The following is a 22647-nucleotide window of genomic DNA, read 5'->3' as shown; positions in this document are numbered from 1 at the left end:
GAAGCCCCTCCCGGTATCGGCCGCCTCCGTCACTCATTGACGCGGCAATGTGACGGTAAGTAATGTCTCCGCTGTTGCTGTGCAAGGTGGCGGACGGAGCGGGAGGGGTACGGTGAGCATGCGGCTGAGCCGGGGAGGAGCGGTGATCAGCATGCCCGTCGACTCGCCGAATCCTCTGGCAGGGGCCGTGCTGTCCATACTCGTGGCGGCGCGGGAACTGAAGCTGCCGGTGACCGAGGCTCACCTGGTTGGGCTCCTTTATCTCACCGACGTCGCCGCCGTCGAGGCGGGGCATCCGCCTATCACCGGTGCCACCTGGCGCCTCGGGCGCTGCGGCCCCTATGACCCCGCGCTTACGCGGGCCCAGGACTATGTGGTGGAAAGCGAGCTCGCGGAGCGCGGCGCCGACGAATCCGCTGACGCGGAGGCGGGCGTGTTGTACTTGACCATGGATGTGGACGATCCTCTGGGCCATGACGCCATGAGATTCGTCCGCACGGTCGTGGCCCTGCATGGGGGGAGGGACACCGTCGTTCTCCGGTCCGTGGTGGACGCCACCGTGCCCGTCGTCGAGGCGCAGGCGGGCGGAGAGTCCGGCGTCCTGCTCGACCTCAACCGGGCACGGCGGCGCAGGCAGGCCACGGCGCTGCTCGCACGAGCGAAGGCGAGGCGCGCATCGATGCCTCCCGAGCACGACGACCCCGGTGTCGGTGCGATTGTCAAGGAAGAGTTTCTGCAGACGCGAGACGCTCTCCGCCGCGCTAACGCGAAGGCCCTGGACGATCGGTGAAGTCGTTCATTCGCAAGGGTGGTGTCTACTACGTCTCCGACAGATCGCTCACGATGCCGCCCAACGACCAGCGCAATCTTCACCCCCGGCGACCGGTCGTCGTCCTGAGCGGTGACGCGAAGAACCAGCAGTCGGACTGGGATCTGATCTACGTCGCGCCGTTGTCGACGGCCACGACGCTCAAAACGGAGTATTGCGTCAAGCTCGCGCAGGGGACCGCCAACCTGCCCGGCAAGTGCTGGGTGCGAACCGTCTGCGCACAGCCCTTTCTCAAGGAGGAGCTCGGCGACTACCTGGGGCAACTTCCACCGCAGTTGGTGGCCCTGATCGAGGACAACCTGTTCGCGTACCTCGGCCTCGTCGACTGACGGGCGCGGGGAGGCCGCGGCGGGTGGCCGCGGCCTCCGGGACTTCACAGGGACGTGCCGGTACCTGTGCGTCTGAGCTAGATCTTGCCGGTGCCCGCGTTGGCGAGGACGTTCGCCTTCACGCCGCTGGGGTTGTCCACCGTGTACGAGTACGGGATGGAGGCGACGCTGCCGGAGGTCTGCGGCGTGCCCGAGTTCACGAAGTAGTTGTTGCGGGCGACGATCGACCCGCCAGGCGACGAGCCTTCGGCGGTGTGGGTGGGCTCGGCGACGTTCTCGAAGTAGTTGCCCTCGACGAGCACCCCGGCGCCGCAGGTGGAGGCGATGCCGTAGCTGTAGTCGGTGTAGGACGGGTCCTTGTAGTAGTAGTTGTTGAACACGTGGACCGGGTTGCCGAAGCGCACCCGGGGGTTGCGCTGGGCGCAGGTCTGGAACGCGTTGTGGTGGTACGTCACGCGCAGGTGCCCGGAGTCCTCGGAGCCGTTGCCGTCGCTGTGGCCGACGAGCGAGCACTTGACGTGGTCGTGCAGCTTGCTCCAGGAGACGGTGACGTAGTCGGAGCCGTGCGTGATGTCCAGCAGGCCGTCGTAGTAGTCCGTGCCGTGGCTGGTGTCGCTCGACAGGTCGTTGTGGTCGAGCCACACACGCTTGGCGTTGTCGAGGTGGATCGCGTCGCCGTTGCCGTTGCCGGCCGGGACCTTCGAGATCTTCATGTTGCGCACGATGACGTTGCTGACGTCACGGATGTTCAGGCCGCAGCCGGTCAGCCCGGAGTTCGCGCCGACGCCGAGGACGGTGGTGTTGGCGCCCACCCGCACGTCCTCCGAGCAGCTGAAGTTGCCGCTCACCTGGACGACCTTCGCGGTGTCGCCCTTCACGGCGGTGGTGAGCGCGGTCAGGGAGGTGACCGTCGTCGTGGCGCCGCCCGCGCCGCCTGTCGTGCCGCCGCCCTGGGTCGCCCAGCCGATCAGCCCGGTGGTGGGCGGGGTGGTCGGGCCGCCCGTGGGCGTGGTGCTGGGCGACGGGCTCCTGGTCGGCGTGGCGGTGGGGGTGGACGACGGCTGGGAACCGGCCGGCTGGAGGGTCCACTGCTTGGTGGAGACCGAGTCGCAGGAGTTCTGCTGCACCAGTGCGCCCGAGGAGGTGGAGTTGTCCTTGGTGTTGAGGCACTTGTCGCTGTTGGCGTTGACGATGCGGTAGTTCGATCCCGAGGCGGTGAGCTCCCAGGTCTGCGACGAGGCGCCGGTGCACGACTCCTGCTGGACGGCCTTGCCCGCGGAGGTGGAGGCTCCGGCGACGCCGGCGCACTTGCCGCTGTTGCCCGCGGTCAGGCGGAAGCCGCTGCCCTGGGCGGACAGGTTCCAGGTCTGGTTGCTCGCGCCGTTGCAGGCGGCGACCGTGAGCTGGACGCCGTCCGAGCCGCTGCTGCCTGGAACGGTGAGGCACAGGCCGCTGGCGCCGTTCACGATCCGGTAGGCGCCCGCGCTCGGCGCCGCGTTGGAGACGCCGGCGAAGACGCCGCCGACCAGGGCGGCGACCCCGACGACGGTGCCGATCACTCCGACTCCGGTTCTGGTTCTGGTTCTCAAAGCCGAGCTCCTTGCATGTCGTGCAGGACCCCTGACCGAGGGGATGAACTCCTGGTCCCACATAGAGGGGCGTTCATGAATGCGAACAGCATTCATGAGGAGGAACAACACGCATCAAATTACGGACCTGTTAAGCGCCGGTCAACGGGTTCGTCCGCGCGGGTCTCCGCCCGCCCCGTCGCTCGCCCCGGCTGGGCAGGTGGAGACGGACAGCGGGTCTTTGAGATCATCGTGAAACGTTCAGGCCGGATCGTCGGGGAGGGATGGCGGATGAGCGAGCGAAGCGAGCGAATCGATGAGCACAACGAGGAACCGGAGTCGAGAGCGCCGTTCAGCGCGTGGCTGCGGTCGCAGAGCGAGCCCGACTGGACGGCGGTGGTCACGCACCCCTTCGCGGAGGCGATCGGGAGCGGCACCGCCGAGATGCGCCGCTATCTGGAGCAGGACTTCCAGTTCGTGGACACCTTCACGGCGCTGCTCGGCGCCGCGGTCGCCGCGGCCGACACCTTCGAGTCGCGGGTGGCCGTGGGCCGCTTCCTCGGGCAGACCGTCGCCGACACCGAGCGGGGCTACTTCCACCGCGCGCTCGCCGAGCTCGGCGGCGAGCCGGCCCCGCCCACGCTGGAGCCGGTGACGATCGAGTTCCGGGCCCTGATGGACGAGGTGCGCCGCAGCCAGGACTATCCGCTGATCCTGGCGGTGCTGTGTGTGGCCGAGTGGACCTACCTCGGCTGGGCCTCGCGGACCGCCGGGCTCCCGGAGGGCTTCGTCCACCGGGAGTGGATCGAGCTGCACAGCGGGCCGGAGTTCGAGACGTGGGTGGGCTTCCTGCGCGGCGAGCTCGACCGGCTCGGCCCCGGCCTCGACGAGAACGGCCGGGCCCGGCTGCTCGACGTCTTCCGCCGGGCGACCGCCCTGGAGCGCCGCTTCTTCGACATGGCGCTCGGTTAGGCACGCAGGGCGAGGGCGGCGAGGCGGCGCAGGGACAGGCGCAGGAAGACCGCGCTCACCGGCCCGGCGACCCGCCAGCCGATCCGCCCGGCAAGGCCGAAGGGCACGTGGAGCTGCTCCTCCCAGACGATCCTGCTTCCGCCGTCGGGACGGGGCAGCACGTGGAACCGCCCCGTGCCGCGCACGACACGGCCGGTGTGGCGGACCTCCACCTCGTGTGGCGGGCGCCAGCCGGTGACGTCCATCGTGTCCACGAACGACAGCGGGCCCACCCCGGTGGCCGCCGCGAGTCTGCTGCCCCTGCTGCGCCCGTCGCCGGCGACCACCCAGGCCCGGGTCAGCAGCATCCACTCGTGGTGCCGGGGCCAGTCGGTCAGCACGGCGAAGACCCGCTCCGGGCTCGCCTGCGCGTCCACCGTGACAGAGAGGGTCTCCACCTCGTAGGTCCTACCCAGGAAAGCGTCCTTACCAGGAAGGCGTTCTACCCCAGGAAGCGGATGTCGCGTGCGGGGGCGTCGCCGGCCGCGAAATCCAGCAGGCGCTCGCCCTCGGCCGCGAGCGCGTCGCGGGTGGCGGGGCCGAGCGGCTCGAACGGCTCGATCGCCAGGACCGCTGTCTTCCCATCCCCCTCGATCCGCCCCCGCTCGATCCGCCACAACCCCGCGACGAAACCGTCGACCAGGATCGTCGCGCGGATGATCCCGTTGACTGTGAAGACCCGCGGGCGGTGCTCCTCGGCCATCACCCGCGTCCGGTCGGCGTGCGAGAGCAGCAGGTTGTCGAACTCGGGCAGGAACCGCACCGGCGCCTCGGCGTCCGGCCCGGGCAGCGGCGCTCCGGGCAGGTCGAACAGCTCCACTCCGTTCTCGTCCCGGTAGGTGACCAGGTCGAGGCCCTTCACGACAGAGCGCAGCCCGGTCAGGCCCGACCAGGTCTGCATGTCCTTCACCGACGCCGGCCCGAAGGCACGCAGGTAACGCAGCACCATCTCACCGGCGGCCGAGCCGTCGCCGAGCGGGCGGCCCAGCCACGACTCGGCGGGGACGTGCCGCGCCTGGCCCGAGGCGCCCCACACGCCGCGCGGCGGGACCTGGACCAGCGGCACGACCGCGCGTACGGCCTGGGCCAGCGCGTCGCGGCCCGGCCACCGCTCGCCGAGCAGTTCCTCCAGCTCCGCGAAGGTCAGCGGCCGCTCCTCCATCAGGGCACGGGCGGCGCTCGCCACCTCGCCGAGATCCACCCCGTCCAGCCCTTTGCCGTATGACGTGCGCAGCCACCGGTCGAGGAGCGGCTGCATGACCGGGCGCAGGGCGAGGCAGTCGTCGGCGCTGACGAGGTGGATGGTGCCGCGCATCAGCGCGATCCGTACGGCCGTGCGGTCGGTGAGCAGCCCGGCCAGGTCCTCGTGCCGGAAGTCCAGCAGGCGGGTCCACAGGCCGACGTAGGCTGGGAGAGGAGCCTGCGACTGCATGCCCACCAGGTGCTCGATCGCGGCCAGAGCCTTGGCGTCGTGGCGGCGCAGCAGCATCTGGCGGTCGAGCAGCGCGCGGTTGAGCATACGTCGGGTCAGCACGCCGCAAACATAACGCCCGGCACCGACAGAACCGGGGGTGCCACTGATGATCACTATTGACGTCCCGCTGTGGGCCGCCCGCCTGCGGGCGCTGCGCCGCGGCCGGCTGTGGAGCCGCCGGGACCTGGAAGAACGGCTGACCGAAGCCGCAGGGGAGACCGAGCCCGGCCTGCCCGCGGACGCGGTGCGCGCATGGGAGGCGGGGGAGCGGCGGCCGGACCCCGGCCACGCGGAGCTGCTGTGCCGCGCGTTCGGCGTGGACGAGGCGGGCCTGTTCGTCGGGCCCGGGTCGGGCACGACCCTGTGGCACCACGTGACCGGCATTCCGCTGATGCCGGGCCTGTTCCCCGAAGAGGAGGAGGAGCGGGTCGGCCGGGCCATCGAGCGGCCCTGGCGTGCCGACGCCGGCACGGCCGGCTACTTCGAGCGGGTGCTCGACGCCTGCGCCGTGCCGCACGCGCGGCCCGCCGATCTCGCGGCGGCGCTGCGGCCCGTCTTCGCGGGCATCGAGGCGTTCCGCCGTGACGCCAGGCCGTCCGCGCGGGGGCCGCTGCTCGCGCTCGCCACCCGCGACGCGGAGCTGATCAGCGGGATGGAGCACGAGGCGGGCGACGCCCGGAGGGCGCGGGCCTGGTCCGACCGGGCGATCCGCGAGGCGCGCGAGACCGGCGACACCGCCACCGAGGTCTTCGCGCTGATCCAGCGGGCCGAGTTGGTCGACGCCGCCGAGCCGGGCGAGATCGTGGAGGCGGCCGTGGCCGCCCGCGAGCGTACGGGCGTGCCGGCGGAGGTCGGGCCGCTGTCACGGCGGCACGAGGCCCGGGCGCACGCGCTGGCGGGTGAGGTGGAGCTGTGCCACCGCTGCCTTGAGGAGTGCCTTGAGGAGTCGGGCGAGACGGGGGCGGAGCTGTGCGCGGGCTGCCTGGTCGACCTCGGCCGGCCGGGCGGCGCCATCGAGATGCTGGAGGGCGAGCCGGCCCCGTCCGCGCCCGCGTACCTCGCGGCGTACGTGCTGGCCCGCAAGGCGCACGCGTACGCCGAGGCGCACGAGCGGGACCAGGCGGCCGACCTCGCCCGGCAGGCGCTTTCACTGGCCCGCCGTGCCGGGGCCGCCAGGGCCCTGCGGGAGCTGGGCCGCGTCCACCTGTGACGGGCCTCGGTCGATGCCTGGCGGGCAGACTGCAGTGATCCATTCCCTGTCAGGGCCGAATCGCCGGGGCTCGTGAGGCCTTGTTAGGTTGTGGGCGTTTCGCCTGATTTCCTCCTGAAGGGGCGCCCATGTCGGCCGGATCCTCCTTGCCGCCCTCTCTGCTCCGGGCGCTGGCCCGGCCGGTCCCGCCGGGGAGCCTGGCCGACGTCGAGCACGTCGTCTTCGTCATGCTGGAGAACCGCTCGTTCGACCACTACTTCGGCCGGATGCGCGGGGTGCGGGGGTTCGGTGACCGCAACGCGGTGTCCACCCGGGCGTGGCGGCCGATCTTCGAACAGGACGGCGTGCTGCCCTTCTCCGTACGGGAGGCGGCCGAGCGGGCGGGGGCGGACCCGATGCTGCTCGACACGCACGACCACACCTGGCTCGGCACTCAGAACGCCTGGGCCATGGGCTGGAACGACGCCTGGGTGCCCAGCAAGGGGCCCGGCTCGATGGCCTACTACGACCGGCGCGACCTGCCCTTCCACTACGAGCTGGCCGACACGTTCACGATCTGCGACGCCTATCACTGCTCGCTGCTGACCTCGACGACCCCCAACCGCAACTACCACATCTCGGGTTACACCGGCTACGAGCCGGGCACCCGGCAGCGCGCGCTGGACAACGTCGCGTCCGAGGGGGCGGAGGGGCATCCGGGCTACGACTGGGTCACCGTGCCCGAGCTGCTGACGCGGGCCGGGCACACCTGGCAGGTGTACCAGGAGTGGGACAACTACGAGTGCAACAACCTGGAGTTCTTCCGGCCGTTCGCGGCCGTGATGGACCGGATCGGGCTGGGCAGCATGCGCTCGTTCTACGAGAAGGTCCGGGCGGCGGAGGACCCGGCGCCGTTGCTCGCGGAGCTGGCGGAGCGGGTGGCCGTCCTGGAACCGGCCGACCGCGACCTCTACGACCGGGCGCTGCGCCGCGCCCCCGCGGGTGGCCTGGGGGAGTGGTTCGCCGCCGACGTGGCCGCCGGGCGCCTGCCCGCGGTGTCGTATGTCGTGCCCTCGCTGGCCGACTCCGAGCACCCCGAGGGGTCGTCGGCCGTGGAGGGCGGGCGGGTCGTCCACACGCTGCTCGACGCGCTGGGGTCCCACCCCGAGGTCTGGGCGCGTACCGCTCTGTTCGTCACCTACGACGAGAACGACGGATTCTTCGACCACGTGCCGCCGCCGGTTCCGCCCGACGGCACCCCGGAGGAGTTCGTCGGCGGGCGTCCGATGGGCCTCGGCGTCCGCGTACCCATGATCGTCGTGTCGCCGTGGAGTGTGGGCGGCAACGTCTGCTCCGAGACGTTCGACCACACCTCGACCGTACGGTTCCTGGAGCGCAGGTTCGGAATCACGGCGCCCATCGGCGAATGGCGGCGCCGGGTGGCGGGCGACCTCACCTCCGCCTTCGACTTCGCCACGCCCACGCCCACGGCCCCGCCTCCCGTGGAGACCGTCGCCGGCCCGCGGCCGTCTCCGGCCGGAAACCGGTGGTATCCGCAGGTGCCGGCCGAGCAGCGGATGCCGGTGCAGGAGCCGGGGGCCAAGCCCGCCCGCGCCCTGCCCTACCAGCCGGACGCGGAGGCGGTGGTGCGCGGACGGTCCGTGGAGATCGCGATGCGCAACTCCGGCGCGGCCTCCGCCCACTTCATCCTGTACGGCCACCTCGGCGAAGTCGCCAAGCCGATGCACTTCGACGTGCTCGGCGCGGCGGAGGAGGTGGTCTACTTCCCCTGCCCGTCGTACGACCTGGTGCTCGTCGGGCCGAACGGGTTCCGCCGGGAGTTCCGCGGCGGGACGGCCGACCCGGTGGAGGTGACCGGCGCGATCGACGCCGCCGCCCGCGCCGTCGTGATCGCCGTGGCGAACCGGGGCGCCTTCCCCGCCGAGGTGTCGGTCACCCCGCTGGCGTACGGAGGCGCGGCGCGTACGGTCCGGATCACGCCGGGAGACACCGCCCGCCTGGAGTGGCAGGCGCCCACGGGGTGGTACGACCTGATGATCGGGGTGGCGGGGCACGACGGGTTCGCCCGGCGGCTGATGGGACACATCGAGAACGGCCGCCCGAGCGTCACGGGGTGACGCCCGGGGCTGGGAACGCGGGTCAGGCGCGGACGAGCGGCGTGTCCACGAGGTGCTCGGCGAGGAACCACGCCTGCAGCTCACCCGTGCGGATGACCTCGGAGACGAGCAGGTCGTTGGTGCCGTCGTCGCCCATCTCGGCCGCCCGGGAGGCGGCGTCGTGCGCGGCGACCAGGATCGTCTCGTGCGCCTCCAGGAGCCGGGAGAGCATGGCGGGCACCTCCTCCACGCCGTCCGGCGGCCGCGGGATCACGGTCATCTCCGCCACCTGGCGCGGATCGCCGACCGCGACGCCGCCGAGGGTCTGGATGCGTTCGGCGACGGCGTCGATGATGGGCAACTGCTCGCTCGCATGCTTGTCGAGCAGCAGGTGAAGCTGGTAGAAGGTCGGCCCCCGCATGAGCCAGTGGTGCTTCTTGTAGAGGTTGTAGAGGATCTGCGTGTCGGCGAGGATCTGGTTGAGCCGCTGACAGGAGTATTCCCGCGTCTCCCTCGGCAGCCCGACCGGGAAGTCCCGCACGGTCCCGAACGCCTGTATCTCGGTGCCCCTCTGGTGGAGCCAGGGCTGGCTGCTCTCACGCATTCTGGAGGAAGGGTTGACGCTCAAGATGTCTCTCCTCGCTCAGTCGGTTTATGTCTAATAGGGAGTCTTTCGCCAGACATGACCTCTAAACGCCCTCTTAGGGCATATATCCCAAGGTGAACCATTTCACACCGCCGACCTGCGTGGCGCTCGCGTTGGTGCTGCTCGCGGCGACCGGCTGCGGGGGCGGCGGAAGGCAGACGCTCACCGTGTTCGCCGACGCCTCGCTCACCGGGACGTTCGGCTCGCTCGGCAAGACGTTCGAGGCCGCCCACCCCGGCGTCGCCGTCCGGTTCGACTTCGGCGGCAGCGGCGCGCTGGCGCAGCGGATCGCGCGGGGTGCGCCGGCCGACCTGTTCGCCGCGGCCGGCACGGCGGCGATGCGCGGGTCGGGGGCGCCCAGCCCGCGGGTCTTCGCGCGCGACAGCCTCCAGATCGCCGTGCCGAAGGGCAACCCGGCTCACGTCGCGGGCCTGAAGGACCTGACCGCTCCCGGCGTCAGGGTGGCCCTGTGCGCCGAGTCGGCGCCGTGCGGGGCGGGCGCCCGCACGGCGCTCGCCGCAGCCGGAGTCACCGTCACGCCCATCGGCCCGGATCAGAACGGCAAGGCGCCGGACGCCGCCAAGGTGCTGGCCAAGGTGCGGCTCGGCGAGGCGGACGCGGCGCTCGTCTACCGTACGGACGTCAGGGCGGCGGCGGGAGCGGTGGAGGGCGTGGATCTCCCCGAGGCGGCAAGGGCGGTCGAGGACTACCTCATCGCGACCGTCCCCGGGACCGAGCGCCTCGCCCTGACCCGGGAGTTCGTCGACCTCGTGCTGTCCGACGAGGGCCGCAAGGTCCTCGGAAGTGCCGGCTTCACCCCCGTGACAGGGTGACCTGCGGGCTTTCCGTGAGCCGCGCCGCCGTACGCTCGGCCGTGGCCCTGGCCCAGCGGCCGGTCGTCAGGAGGGCGACCGCCAGCACGATCAGCCCGTACAGGGCGTTGACGCGGTAGGCCGCGTGCGCGGCCGGGACGAACGCCGCGCCGGTGCCGGCGCCCGAGACCACGGACCCCGCGATGGCCACGCCGAGCGACTGGCCGACCTGCCTGCTGGTCGAGGCGACCGCGGCGGCCACGCCCGCCTGCGCGAGCGGCATCCCGGAGACCGCGGTGTTGGTGATCGGGGGGTTGAGCATGCCGAACCCGACACCGAAGACCACGTAGATTCCGAGCAGCAGGGGGAGCGGCGTGGTGAGCGTCACCTGGGACAGCAGCGCCCCGGCGGCGGCCAGGCACACGCCCGCGACGACGGACGGCACGCGCGGGCCGCGGGTGCCGACGAGCCGGCCAGACAGCGGCCCCACGATCGTCGTCGTCACCGCGACCGGCAGCGTGCACAGCCCCGCGGCGAGGGCGGAAAGCCCGCGATGGCTCTGCAGGTAGAGCGTGTTGAGGAACAGGAAGGCCCCCAGGCCGCCGAAGCCCGACACCGCCATGACGGCCGCGCCCGAGAACGGCGCGCTGCGGAAGAACCGCATGTCGATGAGGGGTTCGGGCCTGCGTAGTTCCCAGACGACCAGCGCGGCCAGGGCCGCCGCCGCGACGACGAAGCAGACGGCGCTCACGGCGGGGCCCGCGGCCCGGCCCTCGATGATCCCGTACGTGAGCGTGCCGAGCAGGACGATGACCAGCACCTGCCCGGCCGGGTCGATCCTCCGTGCCGAGGGCGCCTTGGACTCCGGGACGAAGCGCCAGGTCAGGAACAGTGCGAGCAGGCCGATGGGCACGTTGATCCAGAAGATGGCCCGCCAGTCGACCGTGTCGGTGAGCAGGCCGCCGACGACCGGTCCGAGCGCCATGCTGACGCCGACCACGCCGCCCCACACGCCGATCGCCTGGGCCCGCTCCCTGCGGTCGGTGAACGTGTTCGTGATGATCGACATGGCCACCGGATTGAGCATCGACCCGCCTACGGCTTGGACGATCCGGGCGGCCACCAGCCAGCCCAGGCTCGGGGCGAGGCTGCACAGCAGCGACCCGGCCGTGAAGATCACCAGACCGGTCTGGAACGTGCGGCGGCGGCCCACCCGGTCGGCCGTCGAGCCGGCCAGCATCAGCAGGCTCGCGAGCGTCAGCGTGTAGGCGTCCACCGTCCACTGGAGGCCGGAGACCGGCGCGTGCAAATCGTGCCCGAGCGACGGCAGGGCGACGTTGACGATCGTGTTGTCGAGAGACACGATCAGCAGGCTCATGCAGCAGATGAGGAGAACAAGTATCCGCCGTCGGCGGGTCATTTGCGACACCACATCACACAACCGTACAGATCTGGTCATGTAGCGCTTGCGGCAGGGCAAACCGAATGAAATTCTGCCCGCATGCATGCGACGGCGAACGGCATCGAGATCTGCTACGAGGTGTTCGGCGAGCCCGGGGGACGTCCGGTCCTCCTCATCATGGGGCTCGGAGCACAGATGATCGGCTGGCCAGAGGAGCTGATCGAGCTGCTGGTGGAGTCCGGCCACCGGGTCGTCCGGTTCGACAACCGGGACGCGGGCCTGTCCACCCACTTCACCCCGGCGGACGGCCTCGCGCCCGCCCCGTCGTACACGCTGGACGACATGGCCGACGACACGGCCGGCCTGATGGACGTGCTGGGCTGGGAGAACGCCCACGTGGTGGGCGCGTCGATGGGCGGCATGATCGCGCAGGCCCTCGCCATCCGCCACCCCGCCCGGGTCCGTACGCTGACCTCGATCATGTCCACGCCCGGGCCCCGGGTGGGGCGGGCGACCGAGGCGGCCATGACCGTGCTGATGGCGCCCCCCGCGCAGGACCGCGACGAGGCGATCGCCCGCGCCGTCGCGACCGCGCGGGTCGTCGGCTCTCCCGGCTACGAGATGGACGTCGAGCGCGTCACCCGGATGGCCGCGGAGGCCTACGACCGGGCGTTCGATCCCGCGGGCACGGCCCGGCAGTTCACCGCCATCCGGATCTCCGGCGACCGTACGGAGGGGCTGCGCGGGCTCTCGGTGCCCGCGCTGGTGATCCACGGCGAGGACGACCCGCTGATCACCCTCGAAGGCGGGACCGCGACCGCGGACGCCATCCCCGGCGCGAAGCTGCTGACCTTCCCGGGGATGGGCCACGACCTGCCCCGCCCGCTCTGTCCGGTCATCGCGGAGGCGATCGCCGAACTGACCGGGCGGGGCTGACGGGCCTCAGATCTCGAGCTTGTCCTCGATCGCACGGAGCTGGTGCCGGGCCATCGCGAGGTTGGCCCGGTTGCGGTCGAGGGCGAGGTAAAGGAATAAGCCCTTGCCGCCGCGGCCGGCCAGCGGCCGGATGATGTGATACTGCGTGCTCAGCGTGATGAGGATGTCCTCGATCGCGTCGCTCAGCTTGAGCGCGTCCATCGCGCGGAGCTTGGCCTTGACCACCTCGGTGTTGGCCGCGGCGGCCACCTGGAGATCGAGGTCCTTGGAGCCGCCGAGCGTGCCCAGCGCCATCCCGCTCCCGTAGTCGGCCACCGCCGCGCCGATCGCGCCGTCGATGGTCAGCATCTCCTTCAGAGAGACGTCGATGTTCGCCATGTCTCTTCTCCTGTTCTCGGTTGTCATCCGCGTTCGACGATGGCGGCGATCTTGTTCGCCGCCCTGCGTCCCTCGATCCGGAGCAGGCCGAGATTTGCTCCCCGGCCCGCGAGAACGGTGAGGACGATCGTGGGGCCCGCGGCGTAGCACGCGGTGTGCCCCTGGGTGCCGGAGATCAGCGTCTCCTCCAGCCGCCCGATCCTGGCGAGATCGGTCATCTTCCGGCTCAGCGACAGCAGCGCCGACGTGAGCGCCGCGGTCTGCTCGGTGTCGGCGGCCAGGTCCGTCGTCACGAGCATGCCGTCGATCGTGCAGGTGAGCGCTCCGGTGATCTCGGGCGCCCGTTGCCGCAGAACGACCAGTTCCTCATGTATGTCGTGGCGCAGATCCACCGAGACACCCCTTCCGGCCCGCTTGAGCCATCCGATCACTACAGCGCCTCCAGCGCGTCACGCAGTCTGAGCAGCAGGTTCACGTCGGTCGCGTCGCCGTTGACCTGGGGGAGTCCCGAGCCGGCACGCCCGGGCTCCCTCGGCGGTGCGGGCGACTTGGGCGTGCGCTTGGGCAGTGCCGCCGTCTCGCCCGTCATCACCAGGCCGGCCGCCGCGAGCTCCCGTACGGCCAGCAGCGTGGAGTAGGCCGGACGCCCGAGGCGGCGGGCCAGCTCGACCGGCGTGGCGGTGGAGTCCGCGGCGAGCAGCAGCTCCCACTGCAGCCGGGTGAGCAGCGCGTGCGTACCCGGGATCTGCCGCAGGGGCGTCACCGGCCGCGCGTCCAGTTCCTCCGAGGGCCAGGCCCGCTCCAGCCGGGCCCGGCGCCTGGCGCACTCGCGCAGCAGCCCAGGGACGTCGAAGAACCAGTGGACCCCGAGCCAGTGGGCGTCGCCCTCCCTGAACCTGGTCCGTACCGTTCTCGACGTGAGCAGGAAGAACGCCGCGTCGAGCGTGGCGGACAGCACGCAGAACTCCAGCTCACCCCGGCTGAGCACCCCTCTGTCCACGAGCAGGGCGCCGCCGTCGCCGCCGGAACCCGACTCCTGCCGCGCGTGCCGCATCCCGTTCGCGCTGATCCGGCCCGACGCGCCGAGCAACCCCTCCACACCGGGCGTGGCCGCGCACTCCACGTACGACACCCGGCCGCGGACGTAGTAGACCGTGCCCTCCTTGCCCACCCGCAGTGAGCCGGTGGCCTCGTCCTGGGCGAGGCCGGTGAGCACGGCGTCGAGAGTCGGGGCGGCCACCGGTCAGGCTCCCATCAGGAGGCGACCAGCTCGTCCGTGATGGTGCGCAGCCGCCGCCGTGCCAGGGCGAGGTTCGACCGCTCCACGTCCAGGCGTACGCACAGCAGCAGCGGACCGTCGAACATCATCTCCATGGGCCGCACCAGGTGGTAGGCCGAGCCCGTGGTGACGATCACGTCCTCGATCCGGAAACCCGTCTCCTGGGAGGCCATCGCGATCCCGTCGAGCGTGGCGCGGTACGCCTCGCTGAGCCCCGCGGCCGCCCTTCCGGGATCGGGGATCCCCTTTCCCGCGACGGCCATGCCGCTGGTGTGGTCCACGAGAATGGCGCCGAGCGCGCCCGGGATCGACATGGCCTCGGAGAGGCAGTCCTCTATCCCGATCAACTCGTAACTCCTCGCCTCGCCGGTACAGCGCGGCCAACACTAGAGGAGCAGGTGGACGGGTCACCCGAGCCGGAAACGGCGGGGATAAACGGATTAGTCCCGAGGAATAAGAATTCTTCTTCCCGGAATGGAAATCCCGATTTTCATGAAATTTCCTCGTATCGGGGACGGCGCGCGCACCGCCGTACGGCGGCCAGAATGGGAGGCGTGGAGCGGATTCTCGTCAGCGCCTGCCTGCTCGGCAGCCGGGTTCGGTACGACGGCGGGGCCAAGACCAGCGACGACGACCTGCTCGCCCGCTGGCGCGCGGAGGGGCGGCTGGTGCGGTTCTGCCCCGAGGTCGAGGGCGGGCTGCCCGTCCCCCGGCCGCCCGCCGAGATCGAGGGCGGCGCGGGCGGCGCCGCCGTCCTGGCGGGCGCGGCCCGGATCCTGACGCCGGAGGGCGACGACGTGACCGCCGCGTTCCTGTCCGGAGCGCAGCAGGCCCTCGCCGTCGCCCGGTCCTTCGGCGTACGGGTCGCGATCCTCAAGGAGGGCAGCCCGTCGTGCGGGTCGCTGCGGATCTACGACGGCAGCCACCGGGGGAGGACCACCCCCGGGCAGGGCGTGACGACGGCGCTGCTGGAGCTGAACGGTATACGCGTCTTCGGTGAGGACCGGATCCCGGACGCCGCGGCCTATCTGAAGAGTCTCGTCACGGAGACGGCTTCTACGGAGACAGGGGATCGGACGTGACGATGACGGCCTTCTCGTCGGGCTTGTGCACCAGGACGTTGTCCACGTAGGACCGCACCGCCGCCTCCAGCCCGACGTCCTTGCCCGCGGCCTCCGACATGTACCAGCGGTGGTCGAGCACCTCGTGGAAGAGCTGGGCCGGCTCCAGCTTGCGCCGCAGGTCGGCCGGGATCGCGTTCACCACCGGCTGGAACACCTCGGCCAGCCAGCGGTGGGCCACGATCGCCTCGTCCTCGTGCCGCAGGCCGGTGGACACCCGGAACGAGTCGAGGTCGTTGAGCAGCCGCCTGGCCTGGTTCTCCTCCACGTCGAGGCCGGTCAGGCGCAGCAGGCGGCGCTGGTGGTGCCCGGCGTCCACGACCTTCGGCCGGACGATCAGGCGGGAGGTGCCGGCCTTGCGGCGCACCATCATCTCCGCGACGTCGAAGCCGAGCGAGTTGAGGCGGCGCACCCGCTGGTCCACACGGTGCCAGTCGACCTCCTCGATGATCTCGTCCTCGGTCAGCTCGTCCCACAGCCGGTGGTAGCGCTCGACGAGCTGCTCGGCGAAGGCCAGCGGGTCGATGGTCGGGTGGAGCAGCCCGCCCGCCTCCAGGTCGAGCATCTCGCCGTAGATGTTGACGTGCGCCACGTCGATGTCGTGGGCCCGCTGGCCCTCACTGATCGCAGGGTGGAGCTCGCCGGTCTCGGCGTCCACCAGGTAGGCCGCGAACGCCCCGGCGTCCCGCCGGAACAGCGTGTTCGACAGCGAGCAGTCGCCCCAGTAGAAGCCGGTCAGATGGAGCCGTACGAGCAGGACCGCGAGCGCGTCGAGCAGGCGGGTCAGGGTGTCGGGCCGCACCGAGCCCGACAGCACGGCACGGTAGGGCAGCGAGAACTGCAGATGCCGCGTGATCAGGGCGGAGTCCAGTTCGGAGCCGTCCGGGGCGGTCCTGCCGGTGACGATGGCGACCGGCTCGACGGCGGGGGCGTCGTGCCGCGCCAGATCCCACAGGAGCTGATACTCCCGCTTGGCATACCTGGTGCTGATCTCCTTGATCGCGTACACCCGGCCGCTGAGCCGGGCGAAGCGCACCACGTGCCGGGAGATACCGCGGGGCAGCGTCACCAGGTGGTGGACGGGCCACTCTTCGAGGGGGACGTCCCACGGCAGGCGGATCAGGTCGGGGTCGCTGGGGGCGCCGGTGATCTGCAGGGGCACCAATCGCTCCTTATCTGGGGGCTTCCACCCAAGTGTCGCGGATAGAGTCGGGCGCTATGACGCTGGTGGACGAGTTCATCGACTGGTACCTGGCCGAGAACCCGGTCAGGGCGGCCCTCCTGGGGGCCGACGGATACGACCGCACGCTGGGCGATCTCAGCGCGAGCGCCTTCACGGCGCGGGAGCGGGCGGCCGAGGAATGGCTGCGCAAGCTGTCGGAGTCGACGCCCGAGAGTCCCGAAGACGAGATCGACAGGGACCTGGTCGCCGCTCATCTGCGCGGGCAGATCGCGCTGGCCCGCTGGCCGGAGTGGCGTCGCGAACCGGCCGCCTACCTCAGCTGGGTCTTCGCGTCGATGTTCACGCCGTTCCAGCAGCGCCTCAAGCCGGAGGCCGAGCTGGTCGACGCCGCCGTCGCGCGGCTGGCCGAGGTGCCCGCCGTGCTCGCCGCCTGCCAGGCCAACCTGGACCCCGATCTCGCCGCCGACCTGCTCGTCAAGCGCGGCCTCGACCAGGCCCGTACGGGACGCCGCTTCCTGACCGAGACGCTGCCCGCGCAGGTCGGCGATGCGGACCTGCGGGCGCGGCTGGCGCGGGCCGCCGAGCCCGCCGCCGACGCCTTCGACGGGCTGGTCGGCTTCCTGGAGGGCTTCGAGGCCCGGGGCACCTGGCGGATGGGCGAGGAGATCTACTCCGCGCTGCTGCGCGAGCAGGAGATGCTCGGGTATGGCGCCGCAGAGCTGCACGAGAAGGGCCGCCAGGCATGGGCCGAGCTGGACACGCGGATGACGGAGGTCGCCGCGCGCCTCGGCTCCGGCAGCTGGCGGGAGGCGATGGAGTCACTCATGGACGACCACCCGCCGACGCTGGAGGCCATGCGCGCCGAGTATGAGGCCGAGACGCTGCGGGCGCGCGAGTTCGTCCGCGAGCGCGGGCTGGTGACCTTCCCCGAGGGGGAGGTGTGCCGGGTCGAGCCCTCGCCGGAGTTCCAGCGGCCCATCATCGCCGTGGCCAGCTACCTCGCCCCGCCGCCGCTGTCGTCCTCGCGGGATGGCGTCTTCTTCGTGCCGTACACGCCGGACGGCTTCACCGAGGAGCAGGTGCGGCAGCGGCTGCGGACCAACTCGCGCCCGCAGATGCCCTCGATCAGCGTGCACGAGGGGTACCCCGGCCACCACTGGCACCTGTCCTGGATGGCCGGCAACCCGCACCGCGCCCGCAAGATCTTCCGTACGCCCTACTTCGTGGAGGGCTGGGGGCTCTACGTCGAGAAGCTCATGCACGAGCAGGGCTACTTCGACACGCCCCAGACCGAGCTCGCCCACCTCGACTGCCGCATCTGGCGGGCCGCCAGGATCGTGGTGGACACCGCGCTGCACTGCGACGACATGACGATCGAGCAGGCGGAGGAGTTCCTGACCACGAAGGCGTCGCTGTCGCCGGGCACCGCGGCGGGAGAGGTCAGCCGCTACTGCGCCTGGCCCACGCAGGCGCCCTCCTACCTCACGGGCGCGCTGGAGATCGAACGCATCAGGGCGGACTACGACGGCGATCTGCGGACCTTCCACGACACGATCGCGGGCTCCGGCGGGCTTCCGCTCGGCCTCGCCCGGAAGGTCGTGCTCGGCTGAGAGTTCAGCCGCTGAGTGCGCGTTCGATGACGGCGGTGAGCTGGTCCTCGGTGAGCACCGTGGGCCGGCCCACGCCGAGAGCGCGGACGTAGACCTCGCACAACCACTCCAGCAGGCGGGTCGCCTCGAACGCCTGCTCCAGGCCGCCGCCGATCGTCACCGCGCCGTGGCTGGCCATCAGGGCGGCCTGCCTGCCCTCGACAGCGGCGATGACGTTGCGCGCCAGCTCCGGCGTGCCGTACGTCGCGTACGGGGCCACGCGGACGGCGCCGCCGAGCAGCAGGGCGTTGTAGTGGATCGGCGGCAGCTCGGTCATGGTCGAGGCGACCACGGTCGCGAAGACCGAGTGGGTGTGCACCACCGCCCTGGCTCCGGTCGCCTCGTACAGCGCGAGATGCATCGGCGTCTCCGAGGAGGGCTTGCGCTCCCCGTCCACGACCCGCCCTTCGAGGTCGACCACGGGGCAGTCCTCCGGGCGCAGCCGGTCGAGCGCCACGCCGGAGGGCGTGACGACGACCAGGTCGCCCTCCCGGGCGCTCAGGTTGCCCGAGGTCCCGATCACCAGGCCGAGGGCCGCCGCCCGCCGGCCGTACTCGCACAGCTCACGCCGCAGCTCGTCCAGCTGCTCGTCCGCCTGCTCGTTCACCTGCTCGTTCACGCCGGCGAATCTACACAATCGGCGGTGTTTCGTGATGTCCTGATGCCATGTACGAGGCTTCCGAGTGGCGCCGCGACGGAGACACGATCCGCAGGACCGTGGTCGCCCGAGATTTCCGTACGGCCATCGCGATCGTGAACGACATCGCCGAGCAGGCCGAGGCCCTGAACCACCATCCCGACATCGACATCCGATGGCGCACCCTCCACCTGGCGCTGACCACCCACGACGCCGGCGGCCTGACCGACCTCGACTACAAGCTCGCCGCTCGCATCGACGCCATCGTGGCCGACCACGAGGCCGGATCGCCGCAGTCCTAGCGCGGTCCTAGGGCGGTCCTAGAGCGCGTTCAGTGCGGTGAGGAGCTGTTCCTCCTCGCGGGCGAAGTGGGCCTCCAGCTCGGCCGACAGGCGGGTGAGCCTGGCCTTGACGGTGGCCGGGTCGCCGGAGCCCGCCTCGCCGACCGCCGCGTCCAGGTCCTCCCTGATCCGGGCCAGCCGCACGTGCTCTTCGCGCAGGCGGTCGAGGGTCGGGGCCAGCCCGGGGAAGGCCCGCTCCAGCAGGGGGAAGCCCCGCTCGTTCTCGTTGGCGTGGTGCTCGTGGAAGGCCGTGCAGAAGGACAGGCAGCGCTCCCGCAGCGCTCCCTCCAGGCCGCGACCCGGCAGGTTCACCGTCGTGCCCGTGGCGAGCCCGTCCTCGACCGCGGCCAGCAGCGCGGCCATCTCCGCCCGCAGTCCGTCGTGGATCCGCACCAGCTCGTCGCCCATCGCCCGGGCGCGTTCGCGGTCTCGCCGGTAGAGGGCGACGACGGGGATGACGCGGGAGGTGTGGGCCTGATAGTCGGCGAAGGCCGGCACCAGCTCGGCCTGCCGGGCGTACATGCGGTCGCGCTCCTCGCCCGACAGCGGTACGGCCGTGGCGGTGAACGTCTCGATCGCCGTCCCGTCACCCGCCTCGACGGTCACCGTGGGATTGGCCAGCAGATTGTGATACCAGTCCGGGTGGCGTGGCGCGCCCGCGTAGGAGGCGAACACGAGGGTTCTGTCCCCGTCGCGCAGGCAGGCGACCGGGTTCGTCCGGGCGGCGCCCGTTCTGGCGCCGGTGGTCGTCAGCAGGATCAGCGGTGTCCCCTCGAACGGCCCGCCGACCGTGCCGGCGTTTCCCCGGAACTCTTCAATGATCTTGTCGTTCCATTCGGACATGCGACGATGGCTCCCGGACCTCGGATGTATTTGCTTTGATAGCAAAGCTATTTTGGAGATCAACATATGTCAACGGATGACGGCCTGAGCCTGGATGAGGGGGTCCGAACCCTCCTGTTGCTGATGCCGCGTCTGGTGGGCCGCGCCAAGCGCATGCCGGTCCCCGAGTCGCTCCGGACGCTCGACCTGGCGCCACGGCACCTGTCGCTGCTGTCCTACCTGCTGTTCGACGGTCCGCTCACAGTGAACGAACTCGCCGCCCGGCTGGAGGTCGCCCCGGCCACCGTGAGCCTGATGGTGGGCGACCTCAGCCGCAAGGGCGTCGTGGACCGGCGCGAGGACGACGCGGACCGCCGCCGCACGATCGTGAGCATCGCCGAGGCCAATCGGGAGGCGGTCGACGCCTGGCTCGCTCGCGGCGCCCGTGCCTGGCACAGCGCGCTGGAACCGCTGACGAGTGAGCAGCGGCGCATGTTCGTCGAGACGCTCCGGTCGTACGAGCGAGCCGTCGCCGGTGACGCCGAGTGACGGGTTCGGATCCCGTCTCGCCTGTGATTCCAGGTTATCGGCTGGCGAGCTTGCCCGATGCTCACGGAGAGTGAAAGAATTCACACAGGTTTTCGAATTACGTGAGGAGGGTGTGATGGATCTGTTCGACTCTGATTCTGAACACTCTCGTCGTTCGAATAACACTGACGGCGACTGGTGGGACCGGTTGACCGCCGATTCCCCTCTGTGGTCGTCCGAAGGATCGCTCGCCCGCGAGCACTTTCCGATCGCTGACCCCGAGCCGCGACAGGACACGAGCCAAGACACCAGCGACGGCGCTCCCGGCACCGGGGGCACTGACAGCCCGGGTGTGGATGCCGGTGGCGCGGGTGATCGCAGGGCCCGGTCGTCGTGGGTGTTGGTGGGTTCTCTGCGTGAGTCGGCGCAGGCGTTGGCGTTGGCGGCGGTGCCGGACGATGTGGATGTCTGTCTTGCCGAGGCTGAGGAGTTGGTGTTCGCGCGGGATCGGATCACGTGTGCTCTTGCTGATCGGGTGGGGCGGGTGCATGGTGCGGGGCAGGCCAGGCGGCATGGGCATGCCTCGACCCGCAGTTGGTTGCGTACCGCTGGGGGGATGAGCGTGCCCGGTGCCGGCCGTCTGCTCACGCTGGCGGTGGAGTTGGCGCGTCTGCCTCGGGTGCGGGAGCGGTTCGCCGCGGGTGGGTTGGCGGCGGGGGTGGTGGTGGAGGCGATCTGCATGGCCACCGCCCAGTTGAGCGATGAGCATGCGGGGTTGGCTGAGCCGATCCTGCTGGAGTTGGCGGGTCAGGCGGGCGCGGCGGAGGTGGCCAAAGCCGGGCGCTATCTGCGGGCGGTGCTGGACCCCGACGGGGAAGAACGCGACGAGCGGGCCGACTTCGGGCGGCGGTTCCTGAGGGTCCGCCCCACCAAAGGCGGGGGCGTGGAGGGAGAGTTCTACCTGCCCCGTGAGGCGGCCGCCCGGCTGCGGGCGTTGTTGGACGCCTACGCCAAGCCTCGGGCTGAGGGGGATGATCGGCCGCTGAGGGTGCGTAACGCGGATGCGTTCATCGCGTTGCTGGAGCAGAAGATCGCCGCCGAGCTCCTGGTCCTGGTCACCGCCGAATCCCTCCCCACCGACCCCCGACCCGCTGACCCCGGCGACGATCACCCCGAAGACATTGACGACGCCCAGGATGCCCAGGATGCCGAGCGTGCGGAGGGCGCCGAGGACGCGGAGGGCGCCGAGGCCGACGAGGACGGCCGGGACAGCGAGGACACCGGCGCCACCGGTGACATCGGAAGCGCTGACAAACCCGGCGACGTCGACAACACCAGTGCCCCCGGCGAGATGGGCGGCCCCGGCGACGTGGGCAGCACCGGCGCTGCCGCACCTGCCCAGGATGAGGGCCTGTGCCATCCTGCCGACCCCGCCGACTGTGGCGATGCCGGGGCAGATGCCGGTTCACCTTCGCAGACAGCGCGGCCGGATCCTCCTCCCGAGGAGGCCGCTGCGCATCACGCCCACGCGGGGCATCGGCCTGCGGGGGACTGCCGGCATGGGCAGAGCACGCCCGAAGGCCACGGCGACGTGCGCCGTGGACGGTCGTCAGCAGGGACGGCGCCGGGCGTGCCGGGACCGGGCCGTGGGTCGGGGACACCGCCGGGGAGGCCATCGGGAACAGCGCCGGGGGTGTTGCTGGCGACCGGGCAGATGCTGCCGGTCTCCAGCGTGCACCGCCTTGCCCGCACCAGCACCCTGGTCCGCCTGGTCATGGACGCCGAGGGGCAGGTGCTGGACATGGGCCGCAAGGTCCGCCTGGCCACCCCCGCCCAACGCAGGGCCGTGTTCGCCCGCTACGCCACCTGCTGGATCGACGGCTGCCCACTACCCGCCACCCTGTGCCAGATCGACCACGCCGACAACTGGAGCAACGGCGGCCTCACCGACCTGAAACTGCTCGGCCCCGCCTGCCAGTTCCACAACCGCGACCGCTACCGCCACCCCGACCGCTACACCCGCCGCAAAGCCGGCACCGACCGCTGGGCCTTCACCTACCGCAACCCCACCAGAGCCCGGCGGCTACGGGAATGACGACCAGGGCGACGCGAGGGCCGCTGGTGCGCTGTACATAAGGCTTTCGGGGGCCGAGGGAGCGGAGCGGAAGGGAGCGGGGACCGGAGCGAAGGCGCAGCGGAGCGGGCTTCGCGAGGACCGGAGGTTCCTTCCGGCGCAGTGACCGACCCGGCCAAAGATTCGTGGACACCCCACTAGTAGGACTTTGTTAGTTGGAGATCTTGTCTGAGATGATCTCGGGGTGACTCCGGCTGAGTTGGCTGAGGTGCGTGGCCGTCTTGAGGATTTTGCGGGTGAGGTGTTCACCTCGTTCGCTCGT

At 71.1% G+C, this 22647-nt stretch carries 24 protein-coding genes; 12 read left to right on the top strand and 12 right to left on the bottom strand.

What is annotated here, in order from left to right; translation table 11 throughout:
* The first annotated feature begins 142 nt into the window (after positions 1 to 142).
* Together HHX35_RS14815 and HHX35_RS14810 are read left to right on the top strand one after the other, a co-directional pair.
* Positions 143 to 790, top strand: coding sequence for a hypothetical protein (locus HHX35_RS14815; RefSeq protein ID WP_182899421.1), 648 nt, complete (start codon positions 143 to 145; stop codon positions 788 to 790).
* Complete coding sequence (locus HHX35_RS14810; RefSeq protein ID WP_182899420.1) at positions 787 to 1158, top strand: type II toxin-antitoxin system PemK/MazF family toxin; 372 nt, start codon at positions 787 to 789, stop codon at positions 1156 to 1158. Before HHX35_RS14815 ends, HHX35_RS14810 begins: the two co-directional genes overlap by 4 nt.
* Positions 1159 to 1235: 77 nt before the next feature.
* Here HHX35_RS14810 and HHX35_RS14805 read toward each other — a convergent pair whose 3' ends face one another.
* Positions 1236 to 2747 (bottom strand): RICIN domain-containing protein, encoded by a 1512-nt coding sequence (locus tag HHX35_RS14805; protein ID WP_259405085.1) that lies wholly within the window; start codon positions 2745 to 2747, stop codon positions 1236 to 1238.
* A 270-nt stretch (positions 2748 to 3017) separates the two neighbouring features.
* Between HHX35_RS14805 and HHX35_RS14800 the strand changes: the two genes are divergently transcribed.
* Positions 3018 to 3698: a TenA family protein gene (locus HHX35_RS14800; protein WP_182899418.1), complete on the top strand. Its 681-nt coding sequence runs from the start codon at positions 3018 to 3020 to the stop codon at positions 3696 to 3698.
* Here HHX35_RS14800 and HHX35_RS14795 read toward each other — a convergent pair.
* Complete coding sequence (locus HHX35_RS14795) at positions 3695 to 4135, bottom strand: SRPBCC family protein (RefSeq protein WP_182899417.1); 441 nt, start codon at positions 4133 to 4135, stop codon at positions 3695 to 3697. The genes HHX35_RS14800 and HHX35_RS14795 overlap by 4 nt on opposite strands.
* A gap of 44 nt (positions 4136 to 4179) precedes the next feature.
* Positions 4180 to 5271 (bottom strand): winged helix DNA-binding domain-containing protein, encoded by a 1092-nt coding sequence (locus HHX35_RS14790; RefSeq protein ID WP_310739099.1) that lies wholly within the window; start codon positions 5269 to 5271, stop codon positions 4180 to 4182.
* Between the two features lie 46 nt (positions 5272 to 5317).
* On the opposite strand from HHX35_RS14790, the gene HHX35_RS14785 reads away from it, so the two are divergent.
* Both HHX35_RS14785 and HHX35_RS14780 read left to right on the top strand, forming a co-directional pair.
* A complete protein-coding gene (locus tag HHX35_RS14785) occupies positions 5318 to 6421 on the top strand; it encodes a helix-turn-helix transcriptional regulator (RefSeq protein ID WP_182899416.1) in 1104 nt (367 codons plus the stop codon).
* Between the two features lie 128 nt (positions 6422 to 6549).
* The gene (locus tag HHX35_RS14780) at positions 6550 to 8538 is read left to right on the top strand and encodes a phosphocholine-specific phospholipase C (protein WP_182899415.1); all 1989 of its coding nucleotides are present in this window, start codon (positions 6550 to 6552) and stop codon (positions 8536 to 8538) included.
* Positions 8539 to 8560: 22 nt separating this feature from the next.
* On the opposite strand, the gene HHX35_RS14775 is transcribed toward HHX35_RS14780, so the two are convergent.
* Entirely contained in the window at positions 8561 to 9121 is a 561-nt protein-coding gene (locus HHX35_RS14775; protein WP_139577154.1) for a Dps family protein, read from the bottom strand.
* Between the two features lie 116 nt (positions 9122 to 9237).
* Here HHX35_RS14775 and modA point away from each other — a divergent pair, with 116 nt between their 5' ends.
* Positions 9238 to 9996: a molybdate ABC transporter substrate-binding protein gene (modA, locus tag HHX35_RS14770; RefSeq protein ID WP_310739098.1), complete on the top strand. Its 759-nt coding sequence runs from the start codon at positions 9238 to 9240 to the stop codon at positions 9994 to 9996.
* Here the strand turns inward: modA and HHX35_RS14765 are convergent.
* Entirely contained in the window at positions 9977 to 11395 is a 1419-nt protein-coding gene (locus HHX35_RS14765; protein WP_259405084.1) for an MFS transporter, read from the bottom strand. The genes modA and HHX35_RS14765 overlap by 20 nt on opposite strands.
* Positions 11396 to 11476: 81 nt before the next feature.
* Between HHX35_RS14765 and HHX35_RS14760 the strand changes: the two genes are divergently transcribed.
* Complete coding sequence (locus HHX35_RS14760) at positions 11477 to 12313, top strand: alpha/beta fold hydrolase (protein ID WP_182899414.1); 837 nt, start codon at positions 11477 to 11479, stop codon at positions 12311 to 12313.
* A 6-nt stretch (positions 12314 to 12319) separates the two neighbouring features.
* Here the strand turns inward: HHX35_RS14760 and HHX35_RS14755 are convergent, their stop codons facing one another.
* From HHX35_RS14755 to HHX35_RS14740, 4 genes are read right to left on the bottom strand one after another with little or no spacing between them, the layout of a single operon-like run.
* Positions 12320 to 12691 (bottom strand): hypothetical protein, encoded by a 372-nt coding sequence (locus tag HHX35_RS14755; RefSeq protein WP_030511662.1) that lies wholly within the window; start codon positions 12689 to 12691, stop codon positions 12320 to 12322.
* A gap of 23 nt (positions 12692 to 12714) precedes the next feature.
* A complete protein-coding gene (locus tag HHX35_RS14750) occupies positions 12715 to 13083 on the bottom strand; it encodes a roadblock/LC7 domain-containing protein (protein ID WP_182899413.1) in 369 nt (122 codons plus the stop codon).
* A gap of 38 nt (positions 13084 to 13121) precedes the next feature.
* Positions 13122 to 13931, bottom strand: coding sequence for a helix-turn-helix domain-containing protein (locus HHX35_RS14745; RefSeq protein WP_182899412.1), 810 nt, complete (start codon positions 13929 to 13931; stop codon positions 13122 to 13124).
* A 14-nt stretch (positions 13932 to 13945) separates the two neighbouring features.
* Positions 13946 to 14317 carry a roadblock/LC7 domain-containing protein gene (locus HHX35_RS14740; RefSeq protein ID WP_139576883.1) on the bottom strand — a complete coding sequence of 124 codons (372 nt, stop codon included), beginning with the start codon at positions 14315 to 14317 and terminating at the stop codon, positions 13946 to 13948.
* Between the two features lie 207 nt (positions 14318 to 14524).
* Between HHX35_RS14740 and HHX35_RS14735 the strand changes: the two genes are divergently transcribed.
* Positions 14525 to 15052 carry a DUF523 domain-containing protein gene (locus HHX35_RS14735; protein WP_182899411.1) on the top strand — a complete coding sequence of 176 codons (528 nt, stop codon included), beginning with the start codon at positions 14525 to 14527 and terminating at the stop codon, positions 15050 to 15052.
* Here HHX35_RS14735 and HHX35_RS14730 read toward each other — a convergent pair.
* Complete coding sequence (locus tag HHX35_RS14730) at positions 15027 to 16253, bottom strand: DUF4032 domain-containing protein (protein ID WP_182899410.1); 1227 nt, start codon at positions 16251 to 16253, stop codon at positions 15027 to 15029. The two genes, HHX35_RS14735 and HHX35_RS14730, sit on opposite strands and share 26 nt — an antisense overlap.
* A 56-nt stretch (positions 16254 to 16309) precedes the next feature.
* Here HHX35_RS14730 and HHX35_RS14725 point away from each other — a divergent pair, with 56 nt between their 5' ends.
* Positions 16310 to 17884 carry a DUF885 domain-containing protein gene (locus tag HHX35_RS14725; protein WP_182899409.1) on the top strand — a complete coding sequence of 525 codons (1575 nt, stop codon included), beginning with the start codon at positions 16310 to 16312 and terminating at the stop codon, positions 17882 to 17884.
* Positions 17885 to 17888: 4 nt separating this feature from the next.
* Here HHX35_RS14725 and HHX35_RS14720 read toward each other — a convergent pair whose 3' ends face one another.
* Positions 17889 to 18542: a class II aldolase/adducin family protein gene (locus tag HHX35_RS14720; RefSeq protein WP_310739097.1), complete on the bottom strand. Its 654-nt coding sequence runs from the start codon at positions 18540 to 18542 to the stop codon at positions 17889 to 17891.
* A 47-nt stretch (positions 18543 to 18589) separates the two neighbouring features.
* On the opposite strand from HHX35_RS14720, the gene HHX35_RS14715 reads away from it, so the two are divergent.
* The gene (locus HHX35_RS14715) at positions 18590 to 18862 is read left to right on the top strand and encodes a 4a-hydroxytetrahydrobiopterin dehydratase (protein ID WP_182899408.1); all 273 of its coding nucleotides are present in this window, start codon (positions 18590 to 18592) and stop codon (positions 18860 to 18862) included.
* Positions 18863 to 18880: 18 nt separating this feature from the next.
* Here the strand turns inward: HHX35_RS14715 and HHX35_RS14710 are convergent, their stop codons facing one another.
* Positions 18881 to 19744 (bottom strand): nitroreductase/quinone reductase family protein, encoded by an 864-nt coding sequence (locus HHX35_RS14710; protein WP_182899407.1) that lies wholly within the window; start codon positions 19742 to 19744, stop codon positions 18881 to 18883.
* Positions 19745 to 19810: 66 nt separating this feature from the next.
* Between HHX35_RS14710 and HHX35_RS14705 the strand changes: the two genes are divergently transcribed.
* The gene (locus HHX35_RS14705) at positions 19811 to 20272 is read left to right on the top strand and encodes a MarR family winged helix-turn-helix transcriptional regulator (RefSeq protein ID WP_182899406.1); all 462 of its coding nucleotides are present in this window, start codon (positions 19811 to 19813) and stop codon (positions 20270 to 20272) included.
* 115 nt (positions 20273 to 20387) lie between these two features.
* Positions 20388 to 22346: a DUF222 domain-containing protein gene (locus tag HHX35_RS14700; RefSeq protein ID WP_182899405.1), complete on the top strand. Its 1959-nt coding sequence runs from the start codon at positions 20388 to 20390 to the stop codon at positions 22344 to 22346.
* Positions 22347 to 22647: the final 301 nt, after the last annotated feature.

This window comes from Microbispora sp. H10830 (genome assembly GCF_014161375.1).
GTDB classification, from domain to species: domain Bacteria; phylum Actinomycetota; class Actinomycetes; order Streptosporangiales; family Streptosporangiaceae; genus Microbispora; species Microbispora catharanthi.
The sequence above is the reverse complement of the archived record's forward strand: the minus strand, read 5'-3'. Positions and strand labels throughout refer to the sequence as shown.

Bases quoted from the DNA above. Each gene is read 5' to 3' on its own strand.
- HHX35_RS14725 (WP_182899409.1), top strand. From the start codon at position 16,310: ATGACGCTGGTGGACGAGTTCATCGACTGGTACCTGGCCGAGAACCCG.
- HHX35_RS14705 (WP_182899406.1), top strand. From the start codon at position 19,811: ATGTCAACGGATGACGGCCTGAGCCTGGATGAGGGGGTCCGAACCCTC.
- HHX35_RS14765 (WP_259405084.1), bottom strand. From the start codon at position 11,395: ATGACCCGCCGACGGCGGATACTTGTTCTCCTCATCTGCTGCATGAGC.
- HHX35_RS14715 (WP_182899408.1), top strand. From the start codon at position 18,590: ATGTACGAGGCTTCCGAGTGGCGCCGCGACGGAGACACGATCCGCAGG.
- HHX35_RS14760 (WP_182899414.1), top strand. From the start codon at position 11,477: ATGCATGCGACGGCGAACGGCATCGAGATCTGCTACGAGGTGTTCGGC.
- HHX35_RS14710 (WP_182899407.1), bottom strand. From the start codon at position 19,744: ATGTCCGAATGGAACGACAAGATCATTGAAGAGTTCCGGGGAAACGCC.
- HHX35_RS14785 (WP_182899416.1), top strand. From the start codon at position 5,318: ATGATCACTATTGACGTCCCGCTGTGGGCCGCCCGCCTGCGGGCGCTG.
- HHX35_RS14755 (WP_030511662.1), bottom strand. From the start codon at position 12,691: ATGGCGAACATCGACGTCTCTCTGAAGGAGATGCTGACCATCGACGGC.
- HHX35_RS14800 (WP_182899418.1), top strand. From the start codon at position 3,018: ATGAGCGAGCGAAGCGAGCGAATCGATGAGCACAACGAGGAACCGGAG.
- HHX35_RS14780 (WP_182899415.1), top strand. From the start codon at position 6,550: ATGTCGGCCGGATCCTCCTTGCCGCCCTCTCTGCTCCGGGCGCTGGCC.
- HHX35_RS14775 (WP_139577154.1), bottom strand. From the start codon at position 9,121: ATGCGTGAGAGCAGCCAGCCCTGGCTCCACCAGAGGGGCACCGAGATA.
- HHX35_RS14700 (WP_182899405.1), top strand. From the start codon at position 20,388: ATGGATCTGTTCGACTCTGATTCTGAACACTCTCGTCGTTCGAATAAC.